A 15,220-nucleotide genomic window follows, 5' to 3' on the forward strand; every position below is an offset into this window, starting at 1 on the left:
TCGCACATGGCACCCTCCGGAAAACATCAATACGAACATCGTTCGCATATGAGTATACTCGAAACGATACATACAACCGGAGACGCTCATGCAAGTTGAAGTCCTCTCGCAGCAGGCACACCGAGCACAACCCGTAGCCGGTCCGCCGCGCGGGTTCACGATGGCGATCCTGCTGGCCGCAGTGGCCGCCTCGTCGGGAATCACCGTTATCTATACGGTGCTGGTCACACTCTACAAAGCCTTTCCCGCTTCGAACTCCGTGAGCTGGACGGTTACCGCATACTGGCTCGGCTCGGCCGTCTTTGCCGCGGTGAGCGGGCGGCTTGGTGACCTGCTGGGCTACCGTCGCATCCTGCTCGTGGTGATGTCGGTCGCTGCCGCCGGCGCGGTCGTCGCCGCCTGTGCAACCCATGTCGGCATGCTCGTCGCCGGGTGCGCGATGCAATCGATCGCGGCAGGCATTACACCGCTCTCCATCGGCCTGGTCCGCGAGAACCTGCCGCCAGCGAGGCTGCCTGGCGCGGTGGGCCTGATCAGTGCTGCAGGCATGGTATCCGCGGGACTGGTCTACATTTGTGCGGGCGTCGTCGTGGATCACTATTCCTGGCAAGGCGGCTTTTGGTTCAAAGTCGCGCTTTGCATCGTGGCAGTCGCTGCCGTACGCGCATGGACGCCGCCGTCGCCACAGCATCCCAGCGTCCGGATCGACTACCTTCGAGGCCTTGCGTTCACTCCAGCACTTTGCGCGATCCTCTTCGCGGTGCAACAGATCCGCGCGTGGGGGCTCGGCGATGCGCGGCTTTGGGGTTTGATCGGCGGCGGCATGGTCGTGCTGGGACTATGGGCGCGGCATCAGCTCAAGGCGCGTCATCCGCTCATCAACGTGCGTCTGCTGAAGACGCGCGAAGTCATCCTGGCGAATGCCTGCATGGCATTCCTCGCGGCAGGCGCCATGCAACTGGGACAGGTTTTCTCGCTGCTCGCCCAGCAGCCTGCCGGCACGCACGCTGGATTCGGACTGAGTGCAACAGCAGCCGGATTACTGATGTTCAGCGTCAACATCGTCGCGATGGTCGCGAGCCCGTGGAGCGGCCGCGTTGCGGCCCGCTACAAGGCGCGTCGCGCCGCCTTGATCGGCATGGTCATCCTGGCCTTTGCCTGGGCCTCACTAATCGCGCTTCATCGCAGCCTGCTGCTCTTCGTTCCAGGCGCGGTCCTGTGCTCGTTCGGGCTCGCCTTCGCGAGCACGGCGCTGTACAACCAGATCGTGGAAACGACGCCTGCGCATCAGACAGGCGAGGCAACGGGCATGCTCTACGTCTTCTTCTCGTGCTTCTTCGCGGTAGGCGCCCAGGTGGTATTCGTGCTGTTACGCGGCGCGACGGGGGGACATGACGGTGCGTCGTTTCCCGCCGACAGTGGCTATGTTTCGGTGTTCGTCTACATCGCCTGCAGTTCGATTGCCGGACTGCTGATCGCTTGCATGCTGCCGAAGCGTCACGCCCGTTGATCGTCGTTGCGAACGACCTGTTACACGCCGGTCCGACGCTTCTTCAAATTCGCCATGCGTGCCGAACATTGAAGCATGTGCTTCAATGCTCGGCACGCTGGCCGGTCACTCATCTTCGGCTTGACCCAATGCAGACGCACGCTGCGCCACCCTGATCATGTTCTGCTCGAGTTGCGGGCGTTCGCGATCGAAACGCTCGAGCGGCGCACCAATCGCCATCGCCGCAATCACGTTACCGTTCGGCCCGAAGATCGGTGACGACACACCCGCGGAGTCCGGCAGCAATTCCCCGCGGCTCACCGACAAACCGGTTTCGAGGATGTGATCGAGTTCGTCACGCAGCGCCTTCTTCGTCGCGACCGTTTGCGGCGTACGACGCTCGAACTTGACCGTCTTCATGTAGTCGGTGACGAAAGCTTCCGGCGCATGAGCCAGCAGCACGCGCCCCGCAGCCGTACAGTAGAGCGGACGGCGCAATCCGATGTGCATCGAATAGCGCACGGATTGTTCGCTCTCGATCACATCGACATAGGTGATCTCTTTGTGCTCGTGATCAAGGACGCCGATATAAACGGTTTCATTGGTGCTCTTCGAGAGATCCACCAGGAACGGGCGCAGCATCTTCGAGAAGTTCCACGCGGCCATCACGCCGGCGGACAAGCGGAAGATCGAAGGCCCCAGGCGATAGCGGCCTGCGTCGTGCATCAAAAACCCTTCTGCCACGAGAGGCCTCAGCAGATTGAGCAGGCTGCTCTTCGGCGACTCGAGGGCAACATTCAGTTCTGCCAGCGACATCCCTTCCGGAGACTTCGCCAGCACATCGAAAATTCCGAGGAGTCGGGTCAGCGAGCGCGGCCCGCTGACATCCCGGTCCGCCGGCGCTGAGGTCTCTTTCAACATGATTTTCCCCATGAATTGACTGTATCGATTATACGGGAACTATTCACATAGTTTTACAACGATCACAATTTGGCACACTTTTGCACCGCCTGAATTCGGGAATACGCCAGGGCGCCTCCGCATTCAGGTTGAGATATAGTTGAACGGCGTTCATAAAATTGCAATGCAGGAGCAACGCTTTCCGGACCATCCACGCGGCACGTTCGCGCGTCGAACTGCAGCATCAAACTTCACTTCTGGATCACACATGCACACGAAAAAACTGGCAGAAAAGGTCGTCATCGTGACCGGAGGCGGGCAAGGCGTTGGACTCGGCATTGCCCGCGCGCTTGCCACCCAGGGCGCGAGTCTGGTGCTGACTGGCCGCACGGAGAGCAAACTCAAGCACGCTGCTGACGAATTGAGTGCCCTCGGCTCGCAAGTGCTCGTCGTGCCTGGTAACACGCGCAATCGAGCCGACGCCGTGCGCACGGTCGAACTTGCCATTGAGCGTTTCGGACGCGTGGACGCGCTTATTGACAACGCACAAAGCAGCAGCCCGGGTGTGCCGCTCGAGTCCGTTACCGACGACGACTGGAGCGACACACTCGAGTCTGGCTTGTACGGCACGCTGTATTTCATGCAGGCCGTATTGCCGCACATGAAGGCACAGGGCCGCGGCACCATCGTCAACTTCGGCTCGCGCACAGGCATCGAAGGGCTCAAGGGATTCGGCGCGTACGCCGCAACCAAGGAGGGCATTCGTGGACTTTCACGTGTTGCCGCGCGCGAATGGGGTGCCTATGGCATCACCGTCAACGTCATTTGCCCGGCAGCGCTCACGCCAGCCGCTGAAGCCTACCTCGAGGCCAATCCCCAGGAACGCACGCGCTATCTCGGTGAAATCGCTCTTGGCCGCTTCGGCGATCCTGAGCTCGATATTGGACGAACAGTTGCATTTCTGTGTAGTGACGACGCTAATTTCATAACCGGGCAGACTATCAGTGTGGACGGCGGACAGTCAATGCTTTAGTGCGTCTTTTTGAACACAGTTGCAATATATGAAACGAGAAGTTGCATTTCTCAGCGGCGCAGAGAATTTAATTGAACTAATAGTTGCATTAACTGAGATGCCTCGATCCGACGGCGAGTTCGCACGAGACGCCTACCAAAACGATCGAAAGTGGTCACATATTTCTCCTCCGGCACACTTCGCGAGAGCGTGTGGAGTTTGACCTTGGCTGCGGGACACCGAGCCAAGGTTTTTTTTGCGCCGTTGTGTCAGGCGATTTTCAACGGGGGCACCGCGACGTCGAGACGCACCCGAAGCCGTAAAGCGATGAACGGATTTGGGCGACGGCGAAGAGGACGCTCACCACGACAGACCGAATCGGCCTGCGGAAATTGCGATCTCGATGCCGCTTTTCAAGAAAGCAATCAGTACCATTCCGATGTGAAGAACGGCAAGTGCACGTCCATCCAGTCTTATTCGCTGCGGCAGACCGCCCATGCCCACTGGGGTGATTTTCGACGGCCGTGGGCAGCGTCCGATCGTTGATGCAGGCGTGAATGATTTGAAGCATCGCCGCCCGCTTCGAGATACCCGACTTCTACCTCGGTTGTGTCTGCGATACCGCTATTGCTATTCTCAGTCGTCATGATTCGTCCTTTAGCTACCGCTTACTGCACCGCCTTCACCATCTCCTCGATCACCTTCTTCGCGTCGCCGAACACCATCATGGTTTTATCCATGTAGAAGAGTTCGTTGTCGAGGCCCGCGTAGCCGGCCGCCATCGAGCGCTTGTTCACGATGATCGTGCGCGCCTTGTACGCCTCGATGATCGGCATGCCCGCGATCGGCGACTTCGGATCGTTCTTCGCCGCCGGGTTCACCACGTCATTCGCGCCGAGCACCAGCACCACGTCGGTCTGGCCGAACTCGTTGTTGATGTCCTCCATTTCGAACACCATGTCGTACGGCACCTCGGCTTCCGCGAGCAGCACGTTCACGGCTTCTCGCTGAACAACGCCATGCTGATCATCGCGGGGTCGCTGGTGGGCTCTTCCGGCGCGATCCTCTCGTACATCATGTGCCACGCGATGAACCGCTCGTGTCTCCGGCGTCGCGGCCACGCGGGTTTCGTTCGCCCGAGTTTCTGCGGGTATTGCAATGTGCATCAAAGAACCCCTGATTGCAAAAGCGTGATGCGAAACAAGCCAGTTGGCCGCCGAGGGTTCGCGCAACCCCGCAACCATCCTCGAATGTCTCGCAACGACAGTGACATTCGTTGTCCTGATTGATATGGATAGTCCGCAATAGAGCGCAGCCCCGAAGGGCTGCGCTTCGCAAGATCGTGCTTTCTAAATTACCTTCTTTTCGCGCAAGGTATCGATATCGGACTGCGACATACCCAGCACATCGTGCAGCACGGCGTCCGTGTGCTGCCCGAGCATCGGCGGCGCGCCGTACGAATCGATCGGCGTGCCCGACATCTTCACCGGATTGGCAACCATACGGACCGCCTCGTCGGTGAGCGGATGCGCGACTTCAACACACATCGCACGCGCCTGCACGTGGGGATCGGCGAACACTTGTTCCAGATTGTTGATCGGCCCCGCCGGCACCCCAGCCGCGTCGAGAGCCGCCAGCAGTTCATCGCTTTGCCATTCGGCGATCAGCGGTTCGAACACTTCGCCGAGCGCGCGGCGATTCTTCACTCGCAGTGCAATCTCGCTGAATCGCGGGTCGCTGGCGAGTTCGGGATGCCCGAGGACCTGGCACATCCGCGCGTATTGTTCGTTGTTGCCCGCAACGATCATGATGTCGCGATCGGCACAGCGGAACATGCGCGACGGCATGCCGCCGTTTCCCTCCGTACCGCGCCGGACCGGAACCTGCCCCGAAACGAGGTACTGGCTCGCATAGTGCGAGGTGGCGGCGATCATCGCGTCCAGCAGCGCCAGGTCGATGTACTGCCCCTCCCCACTGCCGCCTTGTGCCGCGTCGCGATGATAGAGCGCGGCGATGATCGCGGACGCCGCGTACTGTCCACAAAGGATGTCCGCGAGACTGGGCCCGGTTTTCATCGGTCCGCCGCCCGGCACGTCGTCGCCGTTGCCCGTGACGCTCATCAGACCGCCCATCGCCTGGAAAATCGAGTCATATCCGGGGCGGGGACTGTACGGCCCGGTTTGTCCGAACCCCGTTATCGAGCAGTAGATCAAGCGAGGATTGACGAGTTTGAGGCTCTCGTAGTCGAGCCCGTAGCGTTTCAGGTCGCCAACCTTATAGTTCTCGAGCAGCACGTCGCAATGCGCAGCCAGCGAGCGGATCAGCGTCTGGCCGTCGGGCGTCGAAATATCGCACGTGATCGACTTCTTGCCACGGTTCGCGCTGATAAAGAACGTCGATTCGCGCGTAACCTTGCCCTCCCGATCCATGAGAAACGGCGGGCCGAACTGCCGCGAATCGTCCCCTTTGCCCGGACGCTCGACCTTGATGACCTCCGCGCCGAGATCCGCCAGCATCTGCGCCCCCCAGGGCCCCGCGAGAATACGGCTCAGGTCGAGTACGCGAACCCCCGTCAACGCGCCTTTTGTCATATCAAACTGTCCCCTTGAATTCATACCGGCCGCGCCGCAAGCCATGCATCAGCGTCCGACGAACTTCGCCGTACGTTTTTCGATGAAGGACTGAACGCCTTCCTTTGCATCTTCCGTGTTGTAGAGAAACTGCTGCGTCGACTGAATCGTCGCGTAGGCATCCTGCCAGCCTTGCCCCAGTGAAACACGCGCGTTCTGCATCGTGGCCTGCACGGCGAGCGGCGCCTGCGCGGCGATTCGCTCTGCGATAGCCAGCGCGCGGTCGAATTCCTGGCCCGCCGGCACGACGTCCTGAACGAAGTTCATGCGGCGCGCCTCCTCGGCAGTGAACTCGTCGCCGGTGAGCAGCACCTTCATCGCGTTGCCCCAGCCGGCACGCTGGACCATGCGGAACGTCGCACCACAACCTGCCATGATCCCCCGCTTCACTTCAAGTTGGGAGAAACGGCAGTTATCGGCGGCCACGGCCACTTCCGATGCGAGCATCAATTCGACCGCGACCGTAAAGCAGATTCCCTTGAGAGCGATGACGACCGGCTTGGTGCGCAGCGGCGCGCGCAAATTGAACGGATCGACCTCGCCCTCCGGAAGCAAGGGTTTGCCCTCACGGCGCAGCGGCGCGATCTTCGGCATGTCGAGCCCCGCCGTAAAGTGGTCGCCTTCGGCATAGACCAGACCGCAGAACAGATCGCTGCTGTTCTCCAGCCGCGTGTAAGCGGCGGCCAGTTCCCTGAACATCTTCGGGGTAAAGCCGTTGCGCTTTTCCGGCCGGTCGATGCCTATCAAAAGCAGGTTCCCGCGTTGTTCAACGCGAATCTGTCCGTCCTCGTGACGAGTCGTCATGCACTGTCTCCTCGCGGTGTTTTCCATTAGCGAATCTGACCATTGGCTCAATTGACAAAGCTGGGTCACACATTCAGAATCATAAACGTCGTTCACAAATTTGGCAACGCGCGGCACGACCTGACGCAGTCTGCACGGGGTGCCACAGCCAATACAAGCAAGGCCGGGCAGATACCGATGCTGGCTTAAGTGTTCACCCTGATTCCCGCAAGGAAAGACCATGGCCTACGAGACGATCATCGTCGAAATTCACGGCAAGACCGGCTTGATCAAGCTGAACCGTCCGCATGCCTATAACGCGCTGAACAACCAGTTGATGGACGAGCTGACGGCCGCACTCGACGGCCTCGAGGCCGATCCTGCCATCGGCGCGATCGTGCTCACCGGCAGTGAAAAAGCATTCGCCGCCGGAGCCGACATCAAGATGATGGGCGAATGGACGTACATGGACGTCTACAAGAATCAGTTCATCACTTCGAACTGGGAGCGCACCTCGCGTTGCCGTAAACCGGTCATCGCCGCCGTCGCCGGTCTCGCGTTGGGCGGAGGCTGCGAGCTGGCCATGATGTGCGACTTCATTCTGGCCGCCGACAACGCGCGTTTCGCCCTGCCCGAAATCACGCTCGCAACCATTCCCGGCGCCGGCGGCACGCAGCGCCTCACGCGGGTGCTCGGCAAATCGAAGGCGATGGAGATGATTCTCACCGGCCGCAAGATGGACGCTGTCGAAGCCGAACGATGCGGGCTCGTGAGCCGTATCGTTCCTGTCGATACGCTCGTCGGCGAAGCGCTGAAAACAGCCGACGAAATCGCTCGATTCTCGCAACCGGTCGTGGCGATGGCGAAAGAGTGCGTCAACCGTGCTTACGAATCGAGCCTCGCCGAAGGCATCCTGTTCGAGCGGCGCATGGCCTATTCGACCTTCGCCACCCAAGACCGCAAGGAAGGCATGGCGGCCTTCGCCGAAAAACGCAAGCCGCAGTTCCGCGATTGTTGAATCGCTGAAAAAGCCACTTCTGCCGTGGCTAACCGAGCACGCCAGGCCGCGCGCATCCAGCGCCCTCCTCGCACCCACACTCCCTCCCCAGACTACAGGCACGTGATGAAACCCTACGTCAACCGCATTACTGAATTACTCGGCATCCAATACCCCATCATTCAAGGCGGCATGCGCTGGGTGGCGCGCGCCGAACTGGCAGCGGCCGTAGGTAACGCGGGCGGTCTTGGGTTCATCTCCGCGCATACACATGCAAGCGCCGACGCGCTCGCGCGTGAAATCGACAAAGTGCGTTCGCTCACGAACAAGCCGTTCGGTGTGAATCTGACCGTACTCGGCGCGAATGCCGGTCTCGACTATGACGCATATGTGCGCACCATCGTTTCGCAGGGTGTCAAGGTCGTGGAAACGGCAGGTAGCAATCCCGCGAAATACATCGCCGAATTCAAGGCGCAGGGCGTCAAGGTCGTCCACAAGTGCGTCACGGTCCGCCACGCGGTGAAGGCCGAATCGCTCGGCGCAGACGCCATCAGCATCGACGGGTTCGAATGCGCGGGGCACCCCGGTGAAGACGATATCCCGGGACTGATCCTGATTCCCGCCGCCGCCGACAAGCTGAAGGTGCCGATTCTCGCCTCCGGTGGTTTCGCCGATGGGCGCGGTCTGATGGCGGCTCTGGCGCTCGGTGCGGACGGCATCAATATGGGCACGCGCTTCATGCTCACGCAAGAATCGCAGGTCCACCCGGCGATCAAGCAACGTCTGCTGGAAGCGACGGAGCGCGATACGGTGGTGGTCGGCCGCTCGCTCGGCGATTCAAGCCGTGTGATCAAGAATAGCGTGAGCCTCGCCGCGCTCGAACTCGAGCGCAGCGGGCACGTGACGCATGCCGACCTCTACGCGCTGACCGGAGCCAAGCGTTGGATGGACGCATTCGGCACGGGAGAAGTCGAAGGCGGCGCGTTCCCCGCCGGGATCGTGACCGGTCTCATCCACGACCTGCCGACTTGTGCGGAACTGATCGAACGCATCGTGAAGGAGGCTGCCGCGATCGCGCAACGCCAGCTCGGCTTCGGAGCCGCTCTCGCATGAAACTCACCGGTCTTCGCGTCGTGGACCTGTCACAGTTCATGCCGGGTCCGTTCCTCGCCGCCAATCTCGCGGAACACGGGGCGCAGGTCATCAAGATCGAACCGGTCACCGGCGACCCCACACGCGGTGCACCGGGCACGGATGGCGCGTTCTTCGCCGCAATCAACCGCGGCAAGCGCAGCATCGCCCTCGACCTGAAGCATCCCGACGGACGCGAGGTGGCGCTCAAGCTGATGAACGAGGCCGACGTGGTGATCGAATCGTCACGGCCGGGAGTGGCCGCCCGCCTTGGGATCGACTACGACACGGTGAGCCGGACGAACCCGCGACTCGTTTATTGCGCGATGACCGCATTTGGACAGAATGGCCCGCTCTCTCAACTGCCCGCCCATGATCCGGTGATTCAAGCGCTCGCGGGCACGCTGCCGCGCGATAGCCGCGGGATGCCCGTTACCACGGGGCCCTCGCTCGCGGCGCTCGCCGGTTCGTTGACGGCGTTGTCCGCTGTGTTGATGGCACTCCTGCGCGCACGGGAAACCGGGCGCGGCGACTATATCGACGTCTCGCTCTTCGATGCGGCGCTCACGGCGCAGCCGTATCTGAGTGGCCGCTTGCTCAACACGCCGGACGTTTCATCTCAGGAAACGCCAGACGACGACAGCGGTCTCGCACTGCTCAGCAGCTATGAGACCGCCGATTCGAAATGGCTCTGCCTCGGCGGCCGGGAGCGCAGTTTTGCCACTAACCTGCTTACGCCACTCGGCCGCCCGGATCTGGTCGGCGACGCCATCGGTCCGGCCGGCGACGGTCAGACGCGGGTGCGCGCATTCCTGACGCGTACCTTCCTGACCCGCACTCTCGATGAATGGCTCGACTGGTTCGAGGGCCGAAACATCAGCGTCGCGCCGGTGCTCTCGCTCGCCGAAGCGCTCGACCATCCGCATGCGCATGAGCGCGCGATGATTCAAAGCGATCCGTCCGGACGCAAACACGTTGCAAGCCCGATTCATTTCCGCATGGAGCCTGCAGCGCCGCCGCTCGCCGTTGCGCGCCTTGGCCAGCATACGGAAGACGTGCTGCGCAGCATCGGATACAGCGAAGAGCGGATCGCGGAAGTCATCGCGTCGGGCGCCGTGCGTGGGCAGCACGACGACACCTATACCGTTGCGCCAATGACTCAAACTACGCACTGACGCGAACAACATCATGCCTTTACTGCTAGAGGCGGACTCCGTCGACTTCGCATCCATCGTTCGTCCCGGAGATACCGTCGCGTGGGGTCAATCGAACGCGGAGCCCCTCCCGCTCACGAGAAAGTTGCTAGAGCAACGGCACGGCATCGGCGCGTTTCGAATTTTTCTGGGCGCTAGTCGTTTCGACACGTGCCGGCCAGAGCACGCTGACTGCATCGATTTCGTTTCGTACTGCGGCACAGGCGCCAACCGCGCTTTGGCCAAGGCTGGCGCACTCGATTTTCTTCCGTGCCACTACTCGCAGTTTCCGCAGATGATGGAGTCGGGCCAGTTTCCCATCGACGTCTTGCTGCTGCAGCTGGCGCCGCCCGATTCACTGGGTCGCTACAGCCTCTCCATTGCGCACGAGTATCTGATTCCGGCACTGAAGCACGCGCGAGTCGTCGTCGCAGAGGTGAATGAGCAGGCCCCCTGGACATACGGCGAGCGCTACCTTCGCGACGATGAGATCGACTTCATCCTGCCGACGTCGCGCGCTCTACCCGAAAGTTCGCCCAGCGCAGCAAGCGCAACGGATCTGGCGATCGCGCGGTACACGGCAAGTTTGATCGAAGACGGCGCCACGATTCAACTCGGTCTCGGCGCGATTCCAGAGGCGATCCTTGCGTGCCTCTCCGATCGTCGAAACCTCGGCATTCATTCCGGCACGATCGGAGACAAAGTCGCCGACCTCATGCAAACCGGCGTGATCAACAATGCGCGCAAATCCATCGACATGGGCAAGACCATCGCCGGCGTGATGATGGGCGGCCGCCGCATTCACGAGTTCGCGCATCGCAACGACGCCATCGAGTTTCGTTCGACCCGCTACACGCACGACCCGCATGTGCTCGCGAGCATCGATCGCTTCGTCGCCATCAACTCCGCGGTCGAGGTCGATCTGAGTGGACAGATCAACGCCGAGATTGCGGGGGGCGTGTACGTGGGCGCGGTGGGCGGCGCGCTGGACTTCCTGCGCGGCGCGCGACGCTCTCGTGGCGGCGTTCCCGTCATCGCACTGCCCTCCACGGCTGGCAAGGGCGCCACCCGCATTGTCGCGTCGTTGACCGGGCCGGTCAGCACGCCGCGCAGCGACGCCGGGATCGTGGTGACGGAATATGGCGTAGCCGATCTGCGCGGACTGACGCTGCGGCAACGGCGCGAGCGCATGCTTGCGATTGCCCATCCGGACCATCGTGGCGCTCTCGACCAGATGGCCGGCGCCCCGCCTTCCAATCGGTCCGGAAGTGCGACGCTCGTCGCCTGATTGCCATCGGGCCCGAATCAGAAACTCGAAACCCTGCAAGGAACTGTCCCATGAAACGCGCAGCAATTGTGTCCCCCGTACGAACGCCCGTCGGCACCTTTGGCGGTAGCCTGCGCGGTGTCTCCGTCGAAGAACTCGGCGCACTCGTTGCGAACGAAACGATCCGGCGAGCGAGACTCGATCCCGCTCGCATCGACGACGTCGTGTTCGCACATTCGTACGCGAGCAGCGAAACGCCCTGCGTGGGCCGCTGGATCGCGCTGCAGGCGGGCCTGCCCGTCGAAGTGCCGGGCATGCAACTGGACCGCCGCTGCGGCGGCGGCCTGCAGGCGCTCGCCACCGCAGCGATGATGGTGCAGACTGGCGCCGCCGACGTGGTGCTGGCCGGCGGCGTGGAAAGCATGAGCAACATCGAGTACTACAGCACGGACATGCGCTGGGGCGCCCGTTCGGGCTCCGTTCAGTTTCACGACCGTCTCGCACGCGGCCGCGAGCGCTCGCAGCCCGAATCTCGCTTCGGCTATATCTCCGGCATGATCGAGACGGCGGAAAATCTCGCCACCGACTATGGCATCAGCCGCGAGGCCGCCGACGAATTCGCGTTACGCAGCCACCAGCGCGCGGCGGCGGCGTGGGAGTCGGGCCGCATGGCCGAGGAAGTCGTTGCGGTCAGCGTGCCCCAGAAGAAGGGCGAGCCGCTCCTTTTCTCCAGGGACGAAGGATTCCGGGAGGACGCCAGCATGGAAAGTCTCGGCAAGCTTCGCGCTTTGATGCCGGGCGGCACGGTGACCGCCGGCAATTCCAGCCAGCAGAATGACGCCGCGGCCGCCTGCCTCGTCGTCGCGGAAGACCGTCTCGAAGCGCTCGGGCTCGAACCCATCGCCTGGCTGACCGGCTGGGCCGCCGCCGGCTGCGAGCCTTCGCGTATGGGGATCGGACCCGTGCCTGCGGTCCAGAAGCTCATGGCGCGCACGGGCCTCTCGCTCGATCGGATGGATCTCGTCGAAGTGAACGAAGCGTTCGCATGCCAGGTGCTGGCAGTCCTCAAAGGCTGGAACTGGCACGATACCGACCGGCTCAACGTGAACGGCTCCGGCATATCGCTCGGCCACCCGATTGGCGCAACGGGCGTGCGGATCATGACGACGCTCCTGCACGAACTGACGCGTCGAAAGGGGCGTTATGCGCTCGAGACCATGTGCATCGGCGGCGGCCAGGGTATCGCCGCCGTCTTCGAGCGCGTTTGACACTGGGCGACGCAGCGCACGGCCTGGTGCCGTGCGCGTGCCCTCAGGCCTCCACCTCGACCATCACGAAGTCGGCCCTGGTCGCGCCGCACTCGGGGCATGCCCAGTCATCCGGGATGTCTTCCCAGCGGGTGCCGGGCGCGATGCCCTCCGCCGGAAGTCCCACTGCTTCGTCGTAGTAAAACCCGCAAAAAATGCATTGCCACTTTTTCATGATCGTCTATGAGTCGTTGAGGTGGGGTTGTGTCAGGGCGCTACGTCCCAGGCGAGCGGCAGATAAAGCATGCCGTTGACCGAGCCTGAACCGCATCGTGGCTTGTCGCCCTCGCGAATGCGGAAATCGGGAATGCGTTTGAGCCATTCCTGCAGGAACACCTTGATCTCCGTGCGCGCGAGAAACGAGCCCGGACAGCGATGCGGTCCGTTGCCGAAAGCCGCGTGCATCACCGGCTTGCGCGTGAGGTCGACGGCAAGCGGGTTGCTGAACTTGCGGTCGTCGAGGCCGAACAGAGAGTTCGGCAACTGGATCTGGTCACCCTTTTTGAACTGGACGCCTTTGTATTCCATGTCCTGAGTGATGAGTCGCGCGGTATTCGCCACGCCAAAGCGCCGGATCAATTCGTCGACCGACGACACCATCAGTTCCGGATTCTCGATGAGCTGCCGCCGGTGCGCCGGATTCTCGGCGAGGAAACGCGCGATGAAACCCATCAACGAGGCGACGGTATCCAGACCGCCGAACAGCACGACGATAAACATCCCGAACATGCGCTCGGGGCTGATCGGCTTGCCATCGATCTGCGCGTTGACGATCAGGCTGACCAGATCGCCACCCGCCTGGGCCTTGCGCTTTTCCACCCAGGTGGCGATATAGCCGCCAAGACGGTGCTGGGATTCGATGCGTTCGTCGAGATTGCCGCGTACGGCCCACTCCGCCCATTCGAGCAGTTGCTCGCGATCGCTCAACGGAAGGTCTGCGAGACGCAGGAAAATCACGATCGGCAGGATCTTCGAAAACTCCGAGACGAACTCGCATTCGCCTCGCGGAGCGAGCTTTTCGATCAACTCGATTGCGAGGCTGCGCACGTCGCTCTCGAGCGACGCGATTGCCTGCGGAAGAAAAGCGGGCGTGATCAGGTTGCGGTACGCAGTGTGCTCAGGCGGGTCGAGTTCGAGCGGCACCAGCCGCGACTCGTTGAGCGGCGGAATGTTGACGCTTTGATGCGAGAAGCGCGTATGGTCCTTCTGCATCGCCTCGATATCTTCGCCTCGCGTGGCGATCCAGTGGCCGCCATAGTAAGGGGACCATACGATGTCGGGCCCCGCGTGCAGCGACTTCCATGCCAGATGAACATCGTCTTGCGCGCCAGGCGGGTTCATATAGTCGAAATCGACCACGAGTTCCCGCGGAACATGGTCCGGTACGGTCCAGTCTTTCGTATGATTCATCTTGCGTCTCCTTTCATTTCGTCGTCTTCGAATGGATGAATCGCCACACTCCGCGTCAATGGGTCAGCGTTCATATTATGCAACGTCGTTCAGTTTTGCTATTATACCGAGGCGAGCTTTTCTACATCAACGCCTGTATCGAACGGAGACAAGAGTGAGCGATTTCGTCAAGGACAAGGTGGTAGTGGTAACGGGTGCGGGTGCCGGCATCGGGCGCGACTTCGCGCTGCAATTCGCGGCGAACGGCGCCAAGGTCGTCGTCAACGACCTCGGTCGTAACGCCGAAACCGGCGAATTCGCCGCACAGCGCGTTGTCGCGGAAATCAAGGAGGCCGGCGGACAAGCGGTTGCCTCGATGGACAGCGTCGCCGAATGGGATTCGGCGCAGAAGATCGTGCAGGCCGCGCTGGACACGTTCGGCCGCATCGACTGTGTGGTCAACAACGCCGGCATCGTGCGCGACCGCATGTTCTTCAACATGAGCCTCGACGAGTGGAAGGCCGTGGTCGACGTCCACCTGAACGGGTCGTTTTTCGTGGCGCGTGCTGCGGCTCCGCACTTCAAGGCCCAAAACGGCGGCAGCTTCGTTCATATGACCTCCACGTCGGGTCTGATCGGCAATATCGGGCAAGCCAACTACTCGGCCGCCAAGATGGGTGTCGTCGGTCTGTCGAAGTCGATCGCGCTCGACATGGCCAAATTCAACGTGCGCTCTAACTGCATCGCGCCGTGGGCATGGACTGCGATGACTGCCTCGATTCCCTCGGAAACGCCCGAGCAAAAGGCACGCGTCGAGATTCTCAAGCGCATGGAATCGCGCAAGATTGCGCCGCTCGCCGTGTACCTTGCCTCCGACCAGGCCACCAAGGTTTCGGGGCAGATCTTCGGTGTGCGCGCCAACGAAATCTACTTCTTCAACCAGATCCGCATGATCCGCTCGCTGCATCGCGACGGCGGCTGGACGCCCGAAGCGATTGCCGAGCAGGTCATGCCGGCGTTCGAATCGAGCTTCTTCCCGAACGTGCCCTCCATGGCGCTGACGCCGTGGGATCCGGTGTAAATTCAATCGGACCATGCCCGCGCCACATCATGCGGTGGCGG

The 15,220-nt window shown here is 61.8% G+C and carries 14 protein-coding genes and 1 pseudogene; 9 read left to right on the forward strand and 6 right to left on the reverse strand.

The window, feature by feature from the left end; translation table 11 throughout:
• The first annotated feature begins 88 nt into the window (after positions 1 to 88).
• On the forward strand, positions 89 to 1,510 hold the full coding sequence (locus tag AB3X98_RS15370; protein WP_368602310.1) for an MFS transporter: 1,422 nt from the start codon (positions 89 to 91) through the stop codon (positions 1,508 to 1,510).
• A 105-nt stretch (positions 1,511 to 1,615) separates the two neighbouring features.
• Here the strand turns inward: AB3X98_RS15370 and AB3X98_RS15375 are convergent, their stop codons facing one another.
• Complete coding sequence (locus tag AB3X98_RS15375) at positions 1,616 to 2,422, reverse strand: IclR family transcriptional regulator (protein ID WP_368602309.1); 807 nt, start codon at positions 2,420 to 2,422, stop codon at positions 1,616 to 1,618.
• 127 nt (positions 2,423 to 2,549) lie between these two features.
• Between AB3X98_RS15375 and AB3X98_RS15380 the strand changes: the two genes are divergently transcribed.
• Positions 2,550 to 3,422, forward strand: a complete 873-nt coding sequence (locus tag AB3X98_RS15380) for an SDR family NAD(P)-dependent oxidoreductase (protein ID WP_368602308.1) — start codon at positions 2,550 to 2,552, stop codon at positions 3,420 to 3,422.
• 647 nt (positions 3,423 to 4,069) lie between these two features.
• Here AB3X98_RS15380 and AB3X98_RS15385 read toward each other — a convergent pair.
• On the reverse strand, positions 4,070 to 4,360 hold the full coding sequence (locus AB3X98_RS15385; RefSeq protein ID WP_368610291.1) for an NAD(P)(+) transhydrogenase (Re/Si-specific) subunit beta: 291 nt from the start codon (positions 4,358 to 4,360) through the stop codon (positions 4,070 to 4,072).
• Here AB3X98_RS15385 and AB3X98_RS15390 point away from each other — a divergent pair.
• Positions 4,313 to 4,501, forward strand: a pseudogene (locus AB3X98_RS15390) (NAD(P)(+) transhydrogenase (Re/Si-specific) subunit beta); the annotation flags it as partial. The gene AB3X98_RS15385 and the pseudogene AB3X98_RS15390 overlap by 48 nt on opposite strands.
• Before the next feature lie 249 nt (positions 4,502 to 4,750).
• Here AB3X98_RS15390 and AB3X98_RS15395 read toward each other — a convergent pair.
• Together AB3X98_RS15395 and AB3X98_RS15400 are read right to left on the reverse strand one after the other, a co-directional pair.
• On the reverse strand, positions 4,751 to 5,992 hold the full coding sequence (locus AB3X98_RS15395; protein WP_069268778.1) for a CaiB/BaiF CoA-transferase family protein: 1,242 nt from the start codon (positions 5,990 to 5,992) through the stop codon (positions 4,751 to 4,753).
• Between the two features lie 48 nt (positions 5,993 to 6,040).
• Entirely contained in the window at positions 6,041 to 6,835 is a 795-nt protein-coding gene (locus AB3X98_RS15400) for a crotonase/enoyl-CoA hydratase family protein (protein WP_069268779.1), read from the reverse strand.
• 220 nt (positions 6,836 to 7,055) lie between these two features.
• Between AB3X98_RS15400 and AB3X98_RS15405 the strand changes: the two genes are divergently transcribed.
• The 5 genes from AB3X98_RS15405 to AB3X98_RS15425 all read left to right on the forward strand — a co-directional run bounded on the left by AB3X98_RS15405 (position 7,056) and on the right by AB3X98_RS15425 (position 12,670).
• Entirely contained in the window at positions 7,056 to 7,832 is a 777-nt protein-coding gene (locus AB3X98_RS15405; protein WP_069268780.1) for an enoyl-CoA hydratase, read from the forward strand.
• Positions 7,833 to 7,937: 105 nt separating this feature from the next.
• Positions 7,938 to 8,924 (forward strand): NAD(P)H-dependent flavin oxidoreductase, encoded by a 987-nt coding sequence (locus AB3X98_RS15410; RefSeq protein WP_368602307.1) that lies wholly within the window; start codon positions 7,938 to 7,940, stop codon positions 8,922 to 8,924.
• Positions 8,921 to 10,117 (forward strand): CaiB/BaiF CoA transferase family protein, encoded by a 1,197-nt coding sequence (locus AB3X98_RS15415; protein WP_368602306.1) that lies wholly within the window; start codon positions 8,921 to 8,923, stop codon positions 10,115 to 10,117. The genes AB3X98_RS15410 and AB3X98_RS15415 overlap by 4 nt, the downstream gene beginning before the upstream one ends.
• Positions 10,118 to 10,130: 13 nt before the next feature.
• Entirely contained in the window at positions 10,131 to 11,423 is a 1,293-nt protein-coding gene (locus AB3X98_RS15420; RefSeq protein ID WP_368602305.1) for an acetyl-CoA hydrolase/transferase family protein, read from the forward strand.
• A 50-nt stretch (positions 11,424 to 11,473) separates the two neighbouring features.
• A complete protein-coding gene (locus AB3X98_RS15425) occupies positions 11,474 to 12,670 on the forward strand; it encodes an acetyl-CoA C-acetyltransferase (RefSeq protein WP_368602304.1) in 1,197 nt (398 codons plus the stop codon).
• A 43-nt stretch (positions 12,671 to 12,713) separates the two neighbouring features.
• On the opposite strand, the gene AB3X98_RS15430 is transcribed toward AB3X98_RS15425, so the two are convergent.
• On the reverse strand, positions 12,714 to 12,884 hold the full coding sequence (locus AB3X98_RS15430; RefSeq protein WP_069268785.1) for a rubredoxin: 171 nt from the start codon (positions 12,882 to 12,884) through the stop codon (positions 12,714 to 12,716).
• Positions 12,885 to 12,916: 32 nt separating this feature from the next.
• Complete coding sequence (locus AB3X98_RS15435; RefSeq protein ID WP_368602303.1) at positions 12,917 to 14,119, reverse strand: cytochrome P450; 1,203 nt, start codon at positions 14,117 to 14,119, stop codon at positions 12,917 to 12,919.
• Between the two features lie 154 nt (positions 14,120 to 14,273).
• On the opposite strand from AB3X98_RS15435, the gene AB3X98_RS15440 reads away from it, so the two are divergent.
• Positions 14,274 to 15,179: an SDR family NAD(P)-dependent oxidoreductase gene (locus AB3X98_RS15440; RefSeq protein ID WP_069268787.1), complete on the forward strand. Its 906-nt coding sequence runs from the start codon at positions 14,274 to 14,276 to the stop codon at positions 15,177 to 15,179.
• Positions 15,180 to 15,220: the final 41 nt, after the last annotated feature.

Origin of the sequence: Paraburkholderia sp. BR14312, assembly GCF_040948675.1 — a bacterium.
GTDB lineage: Bacteria > Pseudomonadota > Gammaproteobacteria > Burkholderiales > Burkholderiaceae > Paraburkholderia > Paraburkholderia nodosa_A.